This is a genomic window from Flavobacterium branchiarum (assembly GCF_030409845.1).
Classification (GTDB): Bacteria; Bacteroidota; Bacteroidia; order Flavobacteriales; family Flavobacteriaceae; genus Flavobacterium; species Flavobacterium branchiarum.
The window spans coordinates 1,431,703-1,445,687 of the sequence record NZ_JAUFQQ010000005.1 but is presented as its reverse complement, the minus strand read 5'-3'; the positions used below and the strand labels follow the sequence as shown (position 1 = coordinate 1,445,687).

Here is a 13,985-nt window from a genome sequence, read left to right as displayed (position 1 = left end):
TTTTTTTTATATGGAAGTAAAAACTATTGTAAATGCCGAAATTGAGTTACTAGCTGCAATCAAAAATGCGGATGTTTTAACTCTAGAGAAGTTTCTTCACGATGATTTATTGTTTAATTTGCCAGATGGGCAAACAGTGACTAAGAAATTCGATTTAGATTTGTATCGTTCAGGTAAAATGAAAATTGATGTACTAGACGCTTCTGATCAAATTATTAAAGTAATTGATGACACTGCTGTTGTTGGAGTTACTGTTCTGTTAAGAGGGAAATATGATAACAAACCCTTAGATGGTATTTTTAGATATAGCAGAGTTTGGAAAAAATTTGACGAAAGCTTAAAAGTTATTGCAGGAAGCTGTGTACAAATGAAATAGTATTAATACTAACTTAATTGCTAAAATAGAACAGATGAGATGTGTAAAAAAAATTAGTTTCCTATTAGTCTTAATGGTTTTTGTAATTTCATGTAGTGCTATGAAAGATAATGTTTCGATTTCAGGAAAAGTTGAATCTGTTGCGCTTGGTAAAGACGGTTATACTGCTAAGATTAAGACAGATAAAAACAAAATTTATTTGGCTACTGTAAGTATTGTTAATTTGGGTGGTCCTGAAAATTACAAAAAACTAAAAGAAGGTGATGTAGTTTCTTTAAAAGGAGATGTATGGAAAGCAGATACGGAAGTACATATTAAAGTAAAAGAAATTCTTTCGATCAGATAGGTTTGAATTCTATTAAAAAAATAAACCATTAAGATATCAAAAGCATAATGCTTACTTAATTTCTTAATGGTTTTTGTATTTTATAATGTTGTTATCGAGTACTATCGTGAGCATGAGTTTGAACACCATTATTCCATACCGTAAGAATATCGGTTGCAACTGCGGCTCCACTTCCTGCAGCAATAGCCAACTGACTTCTCCATCCTGCGAGAGTACCTATGACATAGATGCCTTCGGCAACTTTATGATCGATATTTTTTAGTTGAACTCGTTGTTTTTCGGGAAGGGCCTTTTTATGAGGTTCAATGTATTGGGTTAAGCCTTCAATAGCAAATGTATTTGCAGAACCAATACCAATAACTATCATTTTGGTTTTGTAAGAGTCTTTGTTTGTTGTAACTAAGAATTCAGGGTATTCACCTTCAACCTTTATTACTTTTTCATTTGCGATCTGTGTAATGTGAGGGTATTCCTGTTCTAAATGTTCGGTACTTTCTGATAGTAATTCAGAACCTAATTTTCCAGGAGCAATACCGTAAGCATTATTGAAAAGAGCATCTTGGAGAGAAGAACTTTTTTGATGCGTAAAAATTCCAATTTTTTTGTCAATGACAAAAGGCTTGTTTTGTGCAGATCCTAGAACAAGTGCACAGGACATACTGGATACGCCACCGCCAATAATTAAAACGTCAAACATATTATTTTTGGTCGTTCATTTTTTCTTCAATTTTTTTAGAAATTCTAAAAATCAAAAGAATCAGTACGGCACAAAAAGAAGCTGCTATTCCAATAAAAGCCACCATGCTATCTCCTTGTAGAGGATTTTGAAAGTCTAGCAAAGTAATATTGAAAATAATCAAGGCTAAAGCTAAAAGCACTAATATGGAAGTAAAAATTTTCATAGTCTAACTATTTATTTCTAAATTGATTGAAAGAAGTATTTAAAATGAAATATTGTTTTTTGGTCTTTCCGCAAACGAGTATTTCAACTTTTAAGTATTTCAATGGGGTAAATTTATGAAAATTAATTTTAGACAAACAAACCTTTAACATTAGCAGCGAATAATTTAACAGCAATAGCTAAAAGCACGACTCCAAATGTCTTACGAACCACGCCAAGTCCGTTTTTTCCTAGCATTTTTTCGATTTTAGAAGAAGATTTTAAAACAATATATACGAGCGTTATATTAAGTATAATTGCAATTACAATATTTATAGTATGAAACTGTGAGCGCAATGAAAGTAGCGTGGTCATTGTTCCGGCTCCAGCAATTAAAGGAAAGGCTAGTGGAACAATTGATGCGGAGCTTGCTTCTTCATCGCGATAGATATGAATTCCTAGAATCATTTCTAAAGCAAGAAAAAACAGTACAAAAGATCCTGCTACAGCAAAAGAATGCACATCGATACCGATTATTTTCAAGAAACCTTCTCCGATAAAAAGGAAGATGATCATTATTAAACCCGCAACTATTGAAGCTTTTTCAGATTCTATATGTCCAACTTTTGATCTTAGGTTAACAATAATAGGAATAGAACCGACAATGTCAATTACAGCAAAGAGTACCATTCCAACAGTTATTATTTCTTTTAAATCGATATCTAACATTTGTTTTTATTTAGGAATTAAACGTGGGTAAAGGTAAAAAATAAATGGATTTTTATAACAAATTAACCCTAATCTGTGATTTTTTGTTGTAAAAATACGTTTTAAAGGCTTCTGAGTGCTATTTGCAACAAGATACGGTTTTATTTTTTTAATTAAGGTAGTAGAAATATAAGTGTTTTTTTTGGTTCATTTTATCTTACTGGCATCAAAATAGATTGATTACCTTTGCATTTTATAATTCAGTACACTATATATCATGTTTCAATTAGGAAAAACTATCATTTCTGAGGATATTCTTGAAAAAGAATTTGTTTGTAATTTATCTGCTTGCAAAGGTGCTTGCTGTGTCGATGGCGACGCTGGTGCTCCTTTAAGCGAAGAAGAGACAAAGATTTTGGAGGAAATTTATCCAAAAGTAAAGCCATTTTTACGCAAAGAAGGAATTGCTGCTATCGAAGCACAAGGAACTTGGGTTAAAGGTACTGATGGAGATCTTGAAACACCTTTAATTGATGATAAAGATTGTGCATACGTGATTTTCGATGGTAAAACGGCACTTTGTGGTATCGAACAAGCGTACAATCAAGGAATCGTAAGCTGGAAAAAACCAGTTTCGTGTCATTTATATCCAATTAGAGTAAAGGATTTTACCGAGTTTGCTGCTGTCAATTATGATAAGTGGGATATTTGCGATGCGGCCTGTTCTTTAGGTCAAGAATTAGAAGTTCCTGTGTATAAATTTGTCAAGGAGGCTTTAATTCGCAGGTTTGGCGAAGATTGGTATGCGGAACTTGATAAAGTAGCGCAAGAGATAAAACGCACTTAATTATTAGGCTATTTTGGTTACTAAAATTTAGCCGATATTATAATGTAAAATCTTTTAAATGAGTACGGAAAAAAGATTTTTAAAATTTACAAAAAAGCTTTGCATTCTATTATAAAAATCCTATATTTTACGGATGCTATTATAGGTTTGGTAGATGTTAACTGTTTAGTTTTCAGAAAATTAATGTTTTGTATGAAAATTATTCCGTTTTAGGCATTTGTTAAAAACTACAGGAGATTGTGAATAAGTTTGGCTTTTATTTTAGCCAACAAATGACAATCTTTGTACTCTACTTAAGTGGATGAAAATTCATTGATTTTTTTTAAAATAAAACACAACAACAATGTCACAAGTCGAACCAATTTTACAAGAAAATAAGAACCGTTTCGTAATTTTTCCAATCAAACACCATGATATTTGGGATTGGTATAAGAAGATGGAAGCGAGTTTTTGGACTGCTGAGGAAATTGATTTACATCAAGACTTGAATGATTGGAATAACAAGTTGTCGGATGATGAAAGATATTTCGTTAAGCATATATTGGCATTCTTTGCAGCATCAGACGGAATCGTAAATGAAAACCTTGCTGAGAATTTTGTAAACGAAGTACAATATGCTGAGGCTAAATTTTTCTATGGTTTTCAAATCATGATGGAAAACATTCATAGCGAAACCTATTCTCTTCTTATTGATACTTATGTAAAGGATGAAGCTGAAAAAGATCAGTTGTTTAATGCACTAGATGTTTTTCCTGCAATTGCAAAGAAAGCAAATTGGGCTCTAAAATGGATCGAGTCTGACTCGTTTGCAGAGCGTTTGATTGCTTTTGCTGCCGTAGAAGGAATATTTTTCTCAGGTGCTTTCTGTTCTATTTTTTGGTTGAAAAAACGTGGTTTAATGCCAGGTTTGACATTCTCAAACGAATTAATTTCTCGTGACGAGGGAGTTCATTGTGATTTTGCAGTGCATTTACACAATCACCATTTAATAAACAAAGTACCAAAAGATAGAATTAAAGAAATTATCGTTGATGCTTTAGATATCGAAAGAGAATTTGTAACAGAATCTCTTCCTGTTAGTTTAATTGGTATGAATGCTGTTTTAATGACGCAATATTTAGAATTTGTTGCCGATAGATTACTTGTTGAGTTAGGTTGTGACCGAGTTTATAACTCATCAAATCCTTTTGATTTCATGGATATGATTTCGCTTCAAGGAAAAACTAATTTCTTTGAAAAAAGAGTTTCAGAATATCAAAAAGCTGGTGTTATGAACAGTAGTTCAGCTGGAGATAGCGATTCGCAAAAAATAAGCTTCGATGCAGATTTTTAGACGACTGTAAATTTTAGTAATACCACGTACTAAAATAAAAAATTAAGAAGCGAAAGTTTCTATAACTAAAGAATTTAAAGGTTGAATCTCTTTTCCCAAATCGAAGATTCAATGGTATTATTGACTAATTTTTGATCTATATTAGATTAAGAACAGGCAAACTATTGGGATGCTACTAACTCCTAAATTATTTAATAAAACACACAATGTTTAAGCGCTAGAATTCGTTATTCTGGTGTCTTTCATTTTTTCAATAACAATAAAAAAGTAGGCTTATGTATGTAATAAAGAGAGATGGTCGTAAGGAGCCAGTAATGTTTGATAAGATTACGGATAGAATCAAAAAATTGTGTTACGGGTTAAATGAACTTGTAGATCCTGTTAAGGTAGCCATGCGTGTTATCGAGGGATTGTATGATGGAGTTTCGACTTCAGAACTAGATAACCTAGCTGCCGAAACTGCAGCATCTATGACAATAGCACATCCTGATTACGCACAACTTGCGGCTCGTATTGCTGTTTCTAATTTACATTCTAATACAACAAAGTCTTTCTCTGAGACGATGACAGATATGTATAATTATGTCAATCCAAGAACAGGAAAAGAAGCACCTTTGTTAGCTGATGATGTTTATGAGGTAATTAAGAAAAACTCACAGGTTTTAGATTCAACAATTATTTATAACCGTGATTTTAATTACGATTATTTTGGATTTAAAACTTTGGAACGTTCTTATTTACTAAAGATAAATGGTAAAATTGTAGAGAGACCACAACATATGTTGATGCGTGTTTCTATAGGAATCCATAAAGATGATATTGAGTCTGCGATTGAAACGTATGAATTAATGTCTAAAAAGTTCTTTACTCACGCTACCCCAACATTGTTTAATTCAGGAACACCAAAACCACAAATGTCATCTTGTTTCTTGTTAACAATGAAAGATGATAGTATTGATGGAATCTACGATACATTAAAACAAACAGCTAAGATTTCGCAATCTGCTGGAGGTATTGGTTTAGCAATACATAATGTTAGAGCAACTGGATCTTATATCAGTGGAACTAATGGAACTTCTAACGGAATTGTTCCAATGTTACGTGTGTATGATATGACAGCTCGTTATGTAGATCAAGGTGGTGGAAAACGTAAAGGAAGTTTTGCTATGTACATTGAGCCTTGGCATGCTGATATTTTTGATTTCCTAGATTTGAGAAAAAACCACGGTAAGGAAGAAATGAGAACACGTGATTTATTTCTTGGAATGTGGATTCCAGATTTATTCATGAAGAGAGTTCAAGAAGATACAACATGGACTTTAATGTGTCCTAATGAATGCCCAGGATTATCAGATGTACACAGCGAAGAATTCGACGCTTTGTATTTAGGATATGAAGCAGCTGGAAAAGGAAGAAAAACAATCAAAGCAAGAGAAATTTGGGAAAAAATCCTTGAATCTCAAGTAGAAACTGGACTTCCGTATATGTTGTATAAAGATGCAGCAAACCGTAAATCAAACCAAAAGAACTTAGGAACAATCCGTTCATCAAACTTATGTACTGAAATTATTGAGTACACATCTCCAGATGAAGTTGCAGTTTGTAACCTAGCTTCGATTTCATTACCAATGTTTGTTGAGAATGGAAAATTTGATCACCAAAAATTATATGATGTTACTAAACGTGTAACATTCAATTTAAATAAGGTAATTGACAGAAACTATTACCCAGTAAAAGAAGCAGAAAATTCAAACGTTCGCCATAGACCAATTGGCTTAGGAGTTCAAGGACTTGCTGATGCTTTTATTATGTTAAGAATGCCGTTTACAAGCGATGATGCAAAACAATTGAATCAAGAAATTTTTGAAACATTGTATTTCGCTGCAGTAACTGCATCTATGGAGTTAGCAAAAGTTGAAGGTCCATATTCTACATTTGAAGGGTCTCCGATGTCAAAAGGAGAATTCCAATACAATATGTGGGGAATGAAAGATGAAGAATTATCAGGACGTTGGGACTGGGCTTCATTGCGTAAAGAAGTTGTTGCAAACGGAGTTCGTAACTCATTATTAGTTGCGCCAATGCCAACAGCATCTACTTCTCAGATTTTAGGAAACAACGAAGCTTTCGAGCCATATACATCAAATATCTATACAAGAAGAACTCTTTCTGGAGAATTCATCGTAGTAAACAAACATTTACTTCATGATTTAGTAGAAAGAGGATTGTGGAACGAAACGTTGAAGCAAGAAATTATGCGTCATAACGGATCAGTTCAAAACATTGATGGAATTCCAGCAGATCTAAAAGAATTGTATAAAACAGTTTGGGAAATGTCTATGAAAGACATTTTAGATATGTCTCGTCAAAGAGGTTATTTTATTGACCAGTCGCAATCGTTAAACTTGTTTATGCAAGATGCAAACTATTCTAAGCTTACATCAATGCACTTCTATGCATGGCAATCAGGTTTAAAAACAGGAATGTATTACTTGAGAACTAAATCGGCTGTAGATGCAATTAAATTTACATTAAACAACGATAAAAAAGAAGAAACTGTACCAGTAGCAGTAGCACCAGTAGTTGTTGCGGCAGCAGTCATAGCTCCAGAAGTAGAGCCAATCAATGTAGAGGATTATAAAGCAATGCTATTAAAAGCACAAGCTGCAGGTCCAGATGATTGCGAAATGTGTGGGTCTTAAATAAGAATAAAGAAAATAGAATAAAGAAGATAGAATAAAGAAGATAGAATAAAGAAGATAGAATAAAGAATAAAGAATATAGAGTAAGAGATTATTCTTAATGTTATAGAAAGCAGTTATCGTAAGGTGGCTGTTTTTTTTTAGCACAAAAAAAGATTTTGATGTATTTTTGGAATGAAAAATACTATAAATAAGATTAGAAATGAATAAAGTACAAAAAATGATTGTTGATAGCGTACCGGTTTCTGTATATACAAAGGATAGTGAAGATTACATATGTCTTACAGATATGGTAAGTGCGAAAGAAGGTGATGCAAGAGCAGCAGATGTAATAAAAAATTGGCTTAGAAGTATTTCTACTATAGAATATATGGGCACTTGGGAAACGCTTTATAATCCTAATTTTAAAGTGGTCGAATATGACCACTTTAGAAGAAGCGCAGGAGTTCCTTCTTTTACTTTATAAACGGTTGGGTAGGAAGTACTAATGCGATAGGTGTGTTTTCAAAAGCAGGTAAAAACGGAGGGACATATGCTCATAGAGATATTGCTATGGAGTTTGGTTCGGCAATAAGTCCAGTTTTTAAAATTTATCTTTATAAAGAATATCAAAGACTAAAAGAAGTTGAAAGTAATCAATATAATTTGGAATGGGATGTTAGGCGTCTTATGACAAAAGTGAATTACGCCCTTCATACTGATGCAGTTCAGAAACACATCATTCCAAATAGTATTTTGCCACAAGAAAAGCAAGGCGTAGAATATGCTAATGAAGCCGACGTGTTAAATTTAGCTTTATATGGTTATACAGCAAAACAATGGAAAGAAGCTAATCCAGTACACGCAAATGATGGGAAAAACATGAGAGACTTTTCAAGTATTAATGATTTGCTTGTTATGTCTAATTTAGAATCTCTTAGTTCTCAGTTGATAAAAATGGGGACTCCCAAAAAAGAAAGATTTGAATTTTTACGGAAGATGGCTCTAGATCAGAAGGAGCAGTTTTCGAAAGTGGATATGGTGAAGTCTATAAAAAAATCTAATCCAATGACTTATCTTAACGTAGAAAATTTTACTCCAGATGAGATTGAATTAGAATCTAAAAAAGATATTTTAGAAGCTAGTAAAAAAAATCTTTTGGAGTTCAATAAAAGAAAAAAATTTGGAAATAAAGGAGAAGGGAATAAATGAGAACAGTTTATCCGAAGTAGGAGGTAATTTAAAAGTTGAATAAGAATTAGGCTTTCTTTGAGGGAAGTTGTTTTATAAAGAGGATTTATGAAGTAATAATACTCCATGGATAGTTGAAAAGAATTGTTTAAATTTATAAAAAAAAGTGATGAGTTATCCAGTTTTAGCAATTGCACATAAAATTATTGCACATACAGACGCTAGTCAAGGAGAGATTATTTCCAATTTAAAACTCCAGAAAATACTTTATTATATGCAAGGCTTTTTTATTGCTGTATATGATAAGAAGTTATTCGAAGAAGAATTTGAAGCTTGGCAGTATGGACCTGTTGTAAGAGATATGTTTGACCATTTTAAAGATTTTGGATCAGGTGCCATTACGCTAAAAGAAGATGTACAAATTATTGAATTGACTGAGGAAGAAAATGATTTGTTTAAGGAAGTAATGACCGAATTTGGACAATTTTCTGCTATAAAGTTGATGGAAATGACACATGCAGAGTTACCATGGAAGAAAATTTTTCATGAAAATCCTCAAGGTGAAATCTCTTATGACTTGCTGAGAGAGTATTTTAAAACTCAAATCAACGAGTAGATGGGAAAAATTAAAAAAAGAGATATTAAGGAAAGTATAATAACAGTTCCTACTCAAAATAATACAGAATTGAACTATCCAATCTTTTGCTTCAAGTATTTGCAGACCGAGCCAAATAAAGATTTTAAGTTTTATGCTGATTTTATTGAGAGATTAAAAAAGCTGTCTAATCTAACTTGGAATCAGATAAATGTGGCTCAAAAACATGGCTTTGGAACCGAAAAAATACCTGTTAGACAAATAAAGCCTGATTTGCCTAAATTTATTTCACCAGATGTAACAGATTTAACGGTTTTTAGAGCAAATGGAGATAATAGACCTTTTTTAGGTTTAAGAAATCAGAATGTTTTTCACATAATATTCTTAGAAGAGAAGTTTGGAGACATCTATAATCACTAATTAGCAATTAGTTAAATCGCATTTTAAGGCCGATTTATTTAATTATCTTACAAAATCGAGCTTATTTGTTAAGAAATCCTTTTTTGTTTCATAAAAAGCATTATTTTTTTTGGTGCAGTAAAAATAATGTATACATTCGCAAAGAATTTATTGAAAAACACAAACAGAAATGTCACATAACCGTTTTTATTTTAGCAACACTTATTATTTCTTCTTTAGTAGAAGTAAGGATTGTGCTATGGTTATTTGAGAAAATTTAAAGACAAATAAAACTAATATACAATCCTGATATCTATCAGGATTTTTTTTTGAGTATATGACAACAAAAATTGCAATACAAGGTATTAAAGGCTCATTTCATCATCAGGTAGTGAATGAGTATTTCTCTGGAAACGTGGATATTGACGAGTGTTTATCGTTTGAGGAATTAATTGACAGCGTGCTTTCTGGGAAATCAGATCAGGCAGTAATGGCAATCGAGAATTCAATCGCAGGGCCAATTATTCCGAATTATGCCTTGATAGACAAGAATAATTTGCACATAATTGGAGAGCATTATTTAAGCATTCACCAAAATTTAATGGCTCTAAAAGGTCAGAAAATAGAGGATATTACAGAGGTTCATTCACATCCAATGGCATTATTACAATGTATGGATTTCTTGAAAAAATATCCAAATGTAAAATTGGTAGAGGATAAAGATACTGCCGAAACTGCAAGAAGAATTCAGGAAAAACAATTAACTGGAATTGCAGCAATTGGAAGTAAAACGGCTTCGGTTATGTATGATTTAGAAATTCTGGCGCCAGAAATTCAGACGATCAAAAACAATATGACCCGCTTTGTAATAATTAAGAAAGAGAATTCTTTTTTGCCTACAAAGGAGATTAACAGAGCATCGATAAAATTCGAATTAAATCATAAACGTGGCAGTTTAGCGGCGGTTTTAAATGTAATGAGCGATTGCAAACTGAATTTAACAAAAATTCAATCGTTGCCAAAAATAGAGACACCTTGGAAATATTCCTTTTTCGTAGATGTAACTTTTGAAGATTACGAAGATTATGCAAAGGCAAAATCACTAATAGAAATTATGGCGGAATATTTTAAAGTTTTAGGAGAGTATAAAAACACGAAACCTTAATTTGAGTCAGAAGTTAATAAGAAGAGCATAAAGTTTACAGCCTAAAGGCTAAAGCAAACAAATATATAAACCACCATGATTACAACAGCAAAAAGATTAGATGTCGTAGAGGAATACTACTTTTCTTCAAAACTTAGAGAAGTAAGACAACTACAATCAGAAGGCAAGCCAATTATCAATATGGGAATTGGAAGTCCTGATTTAAAACCTTCTAAAGCAGTTATCGAAGCAGTAGTTTCGGCAATGCAAGATGAAAATGCGCATCAGTATCAAAGTTATCAAGGATTGCCAGAGTTGAGAAAAGGAATGGCCGATTTTTACCAGAATAATTATGGTGTAACTCTAAATCCTACTAATGAAATTTTGCCATTGATGGGGTCAAAAGAGGGAATTATGCATATTTCATTGGCATTTTTGAATGAAGGTGATCATGTTTTAATTCCGAATCCAGGATATCCAACATATACTTCGGTAACCAATTTGGTTGGAGCAGTTCCGGTTTATTATGATTTGAAAGAGAATACGAATTGGGAGCCCGATTTTGAAGCTCTAGAGAAATTAGATCTTTCTAAAGTAAAAATTATGTGGTTGGGTTATCCTCACATGCCTACGGGAGCAAGAGGAAGCTTGGAGTTATTTGAAAAATTGATTGCTTTTGCTAAAAAACATACTATTTTATTGATTAATGATAATCCGTATAGTTTTGTTTTGAATGATAAACCAATGAGTTTGTTACAAATTGAAGGAGCAAAGGATGTAGCATTAGAGCTTAATTCATTGAGTAAGACCTTTAATATGGCTGGATGGAGAGTTGGAATGGTTTTAGGTAATCCTGTAACGATTGATGCTATTTTGAAAGTGAAAAGTAATATGGACAGCGGTATGTTCTACGGAATCCAGAAAGGAGCCATTGCTGCATTAAATTGCGAGAAATCATGGTTTGAAGAGCAGAATGTAATTTACAAACGCCGAAGAGAATTAACCGAAAAGCTTGCGGAAAAACTAGGATGCAAAGTATATAAAGAAGGAGTTGGGCTTTTTGTTTGGGCAAAGCTTCCGGAAGGAATAGAATCGGCAGAAAAGTTCATTGACGAAATTTTAATTGAGAAACATATTTTCATCACGCCGGGAACAATCTTCGGAAGTAACGGAGAAGGTTATATTAGGTTTTCGTTGTGTGTGAAAGAGGATAAAGTACAGGAAGCAATAGATCGATTTTAAATCTAAAGGTTGTTGAGAAACGAAATGATGGGAGCGACATTCTTTTTCTAGTTTCTTTAGCTAGAAAAAGATAAAGTCGGACAGCACGTCCCGATAATTATCGGGAAGCTTTAAAATAAAAATAAAAAATGAATATACACGTAATAGGAATAGGGTTAATAGGCGGTTCGATGGTTTTAGATATCAAAGAATTATATCCTGAAGCTACTATTTACGGAATTGATAATAACCAAACGCATTTAGAGGAAGCAATTGAGTTGGGGGTTATTGATAAGGCATCTACTTTTGATGATTTGGGAACTGCCGATTTTGTAATTGTTTCGGTTCCAGTAGATGTTGCATTAAGTGTTTTGCCTAAAGTTTTGGATGTAATTGGTGATAAAACAATCGTTTTTGAAGTGGGATCAACTAAAAAACCAATTTGTGAAGCAGTAGCGAATCATCCGAAAAGAAGAAATTTTATTGCGACACATCCAATAGCAGGAACAGAATTCTCTGGACCTTCGGCAGCGATAAAAGGACTCTTTAAAGGGAAAACAAATATTATTTGCGAGGTCGAAAAAACCACTTTTAAATTGCAAGAAAAGGCTCTGAAGCTTTTTGCAGCAATAGGGATGCGCATACGATATATGGATCCAAAATCGCATGATAAACATATTGCTTACGTGTCGCATCTGTCACATATAAGTTCGTTTATGCTTGGGAAAACGGTTATAAATAAGGAGAAAGACGAACAGGATATTTTTGATATGGCGGGAAGTGGATTTGAAAGTACCGTTCGTTTGGCGAAAAGTTCACCAGCAATGTGGACACCAATTTTTAAACAAAATAAAAAACAGGTAATTGAAACCTTAGAAGAATACATATCAAATCTAACTCAGTTTAAAGACTTGCTGGTTGCAGATGATTATAATGCCATTTATGAGGAAATGGAAAGTGTGAATAAAATAAAAGAAATATTAAACGGAATTACTACTAAAAAATAAACTAAAGAAAAGATGGAAAATAAGAAAGAAATGAGAAGTTGGTTAGAAGCATTCAAATTAGAACATCCGCTTGTAATAGCTGGACCTTGTAGTGCTGAAACTGAAGACCAAGTATTGAAAATTGCACATGAATTAAAAGATTCAGACGTAAGTATATTCAGAGCTGGAATTTGGAAACCAAGAACGCGTCCGGGAGGATTTGAAGGTGTAGGAGAAATTGGTTTGAAATGGTTGCAAAAAGCAAAAGCTGAAACTGGCTTATTAATGGGGACTGAAGTTGCAACTGCAGCACATTGTAAACTTGCTTTAGAGCATGATATCGATGTTTTATGGGTTGGTGCTCGTACTACAGCAAATCCGTTTGCTGTTCAAGAAATTGCAGATACTCTTAAAGGAACTGATAAAATAGTTTTGATTAAAAACCCTGTTAACCCAGATTTATCTTTGTGGTTAGGTGGTGTTGAACGTTTACATATGGCGGGAATCGAAAAACTAGGTGTAATACACAGAGGATTTTCGACTTACGAAAAAACGAAATACAGAAACATTCCAGAATGGCAGATTGCTATCGAATTGCAAAATAAATTCCCTGACTTACCTTTAATCATTGATCCATCTCATATTACTGGAGATCGTAAAATGATTCTTGAAGTAACTCAAGAGGCGTTAGATTTAAATTACGATGGTATGATTATCGAAACTCATATTGATCCAGATAACGCTTGGAGTGATGCTGCACAACAAGTAACTCCAGATGCTTTGAAACAAATTTTCAAAGATTTAAGAGTTAGAAAAACGGACGACAAAACGGATGAATATAGCCAAAAAATGTCAAAATTAAGAGCTAATATTGATGTTCTAGATGCTAATTTATTAGACTTGTTAGGAAAACGTATGAAAGTTGCTGACGAAATTGGTCAGGTGAAAAAAGACTCAAACGTTGCTATTCTTCAAAACAGCCGTTGGAATGAAATTCTTGGAAAAATGATTCTTGAAGGAGAGAAAAAAGGATTGTCTGAAGAGTTTGTACTTAAAATGTTTAAAGCAATTCACCAAGAAAGTATCAGTCACCAAGAGAGAATCCTTAACGCATAACTTATATAAACTTATAAGTAAGGCAAGGTTATAATAGAAAAATATGTGATTTTTTTCATGTTCTTGCATTGCTTTTATAGTTAATAATTCTCAATAATTGAATCCCCATAGCTTTTAATGGCTCATGGGGATTTTTTAATGTGGAGAAAGTCTAAAAAACTT

General features: G+C 32.9%; 16 protein-coding genes. 13 read left to right on the top strand and 3 right to left on the bottom strand.

Features of this window, described 5'->3' with window-relative positions:
* Positions 1-10: 10 nt before the first annotated feature.
* Together QWY99_RS18195 and QWY99_RS18190 are read left to right on the top strand one after the other, a co-directional pair.
* A complete protein-coding gene (locus QWY99_RS18195) occupies positions 11-376 on the top strand; it encodes a nuclear transport factor 2 family protein (RefSeq protein WP_290267135.1) in 366 nt (121 codons plus the stop codon).
* Positions 377-410: 34 nt separating this feature from the next.
* A complete protein-coding gene (locus QWY99_RS18190) occupies positions 411-722 on the top strand; it encodes a hypothetical protein (RefSeq protein ID WP_290267134.1) in 312 nt (103 codons plus the stop codon).
* 91 nt (positions 723-813) lie between these two features.
* On the opposite strand, the gene QWY99_RS18185 is transcribed toward QWY99_RS18190, so the two are convergent.
* The 3 genes from QWY99_RS18185 to QWY99_RS18175 all read right to left on the bottom strand — a co-directional run bounded on the left by QWY99_RS18185 (position 814) and on the right by QWY99_RS18175 (position 2,331).
* Complete coding sequence (locus tag QWY99_RS18185; protein ID WP_290267133.1) at positions 814-1,419, bottom strand: FAD-dependent oxidoreductase; 606 nt, start codon at positions 1,417-1,419, stop codon at positions 814-816.
* A gap of 1 nt (position 1,420) precedes the next feature.
* Positions 1,421-1,624: a hypothetical protein gene (locus QWY99_RS18180; RefSeq protein ID WP_290267132.1), complete on the bottom strand. Its 204-nt coding sequence runs from the start codon at positions 1,622-1,624 to the stop codon at positions 1,421-1,423.
* Positions 1,625-1,752: 128 nt separating this feature from the next.
* Positions 1,753-2,331 carry a MarC family protein gene (locus tag QWY99_RS18175; protein WP_290267131.1) on the bottom strand — a complete coding sequence of 193 codons (579 nt, stop codon included), beginning with the start codon at positions 2,329-2,331 and terminating at the stop codon, positions 1,753-1,755.
* Positions 2,332-2,587: 256 nt separating this feature from the next.
* Between QWY99_RS18175 and QWY99_RS18170 the strand changes: the two genes are divergently transcribed.
* The 11 genes from QWY99_RS18170 to QWY99_RS18120 all read left to right on the top strand — a co-directional run bounded on the left by QWY99_RS18170 (position 2,588) and on the right by QWY99_RS18120 (position 13,823).
* Positions 2,588-3,157, top strand: a complete 570-nt coding sequence (locus QWY99_RS18170; protein WP_290267130.1) for a DUF3109 family protein — start codon at positions 2,588-2,590, stop codon at positions 3,155-3,157.
* A 343-nt stretch (positions 3,158-3,500) separates the two neighbouring features.
* The gene (locus tag QWY99_RS18165; protein WP_290267129.1) at positions 3,501-4,490 is read left to right on the top strand and encodes a ribonucleotide-diphosphate reductase subunit beta; all 990 of its coding nucleotides are present in this window, start codon (positions 3,501-3,503) and stop codon (positions 4,488-4,490) included.
* A gap of 275 nt (positions 4,491-4,765) precedes the next feature.
* A complete protein-coding gene (locus QWY99_RS18160; RefSeq protein ID WP_290267128.1) occupies positions 4,766-7,192 on the top strand; it encodes a ribonucleoside-diphosphate reductase subunit alpha in 2,427 nt (808 codons plus the stop codon).
* Between the two features lie 220 nt (positions 7,193-7,412).
* Complete coding sequence (locus QWY99_RS18155; RefSeq protein ID WP_290267127.1) at positions 7,413-7,658, top strand: KilA-N domain-containing protein; 246 nt, start codon at positions 7,413-7,415, stop codon at positions 7,656-7,658.
* 32 nt (positions 7,659-7,690) lie between these two features.
* Positions 7,691-8,383 (top strand): KilA-N domain-containing protein, encoded by a 693-nt coding sequence (locus QWY99_RS18150; RefSeq protein ID WP_290267126.1) that lies wholly within the window; start codon positions 7,691-7,693, stop codon positions 8,381-8,383.
* 148 nt (positions 8,384-8,531) lie between these two features.
* Positions 8,532-8,978 (top strand): Panacea domain-containing protein, encoded by a 447-nt coding sequence (locus QWY99_RS18145; RefSeq protein ID WP_290267125.1) that lies wholly within the window; start codon positions 8,532-8,534, stop codon positions 8,976-8,978.
* The gene (locus QWY99_RS18140) at positions 8,979-9,377 is read left to right on the top strand and encodes a hypothetical protein (protein WP_290267124.1); all 399 of its coding nucleotides are present in this window, start codon (positions 8,979-8,981) and stop codon (positions 9,375-9,377) included.
* A gap of 316 nt (positions 9,378-9,693) precedes the next feature.
* Positions 9,694-10,521: a prephenate dehydratase gene (locus tag QWY99_RS18135; RefSeq protein ID WP_290267123.1), complete on the top strand. Its 828-nt coding sequence runs from the start codon at positions 9,694-9,696 to the stop codon at positions 10,519-10,521.
* 75 nt (positions 10,522-10,596) lie between these two features.
* Positions 10,597-11,742, top strand: a complete 1,146-nt coding sequence (locus tag QWY99_RS18130; RefSeq protein WP_290267122.1) for a pyridoxal phosphate-dependent aminotransferase — start codon at positions 10,597-10,599, stop codon at positions 11,740-11,742.
* Positions 11,743-11,870: 128 nt separating this feature from the next.
* Positions 11,871-12,728, top strand: a complete 858-nt coding sequence (locus tag QWY99_RS18125) for a prephenate dehydrogenase (RefSeq protein ID WP_290267121.1) — start codon at positions 11,871-11,873, stop codon at positions 12,726-12,728.
* A gap of 12 nt (positions 12,729-12,740) precedes the next feature.
* On the top strand, positions 12,741-13,823 hold the full coding sequence (locus QWY99_RS18120) for a bifunctional 3-deoxy-7-phosphoheptulonate synthase/chorismate mutase type II (RefSeq protein ID WP_290267120.1): 1,083 nt from the start codon (positions 12,741-12,743) through the stop codon (positions 13,821-13,823).
* The last annotated feature ends 162 nt before the right edge of the window (positions 13,824-13,985 follow it).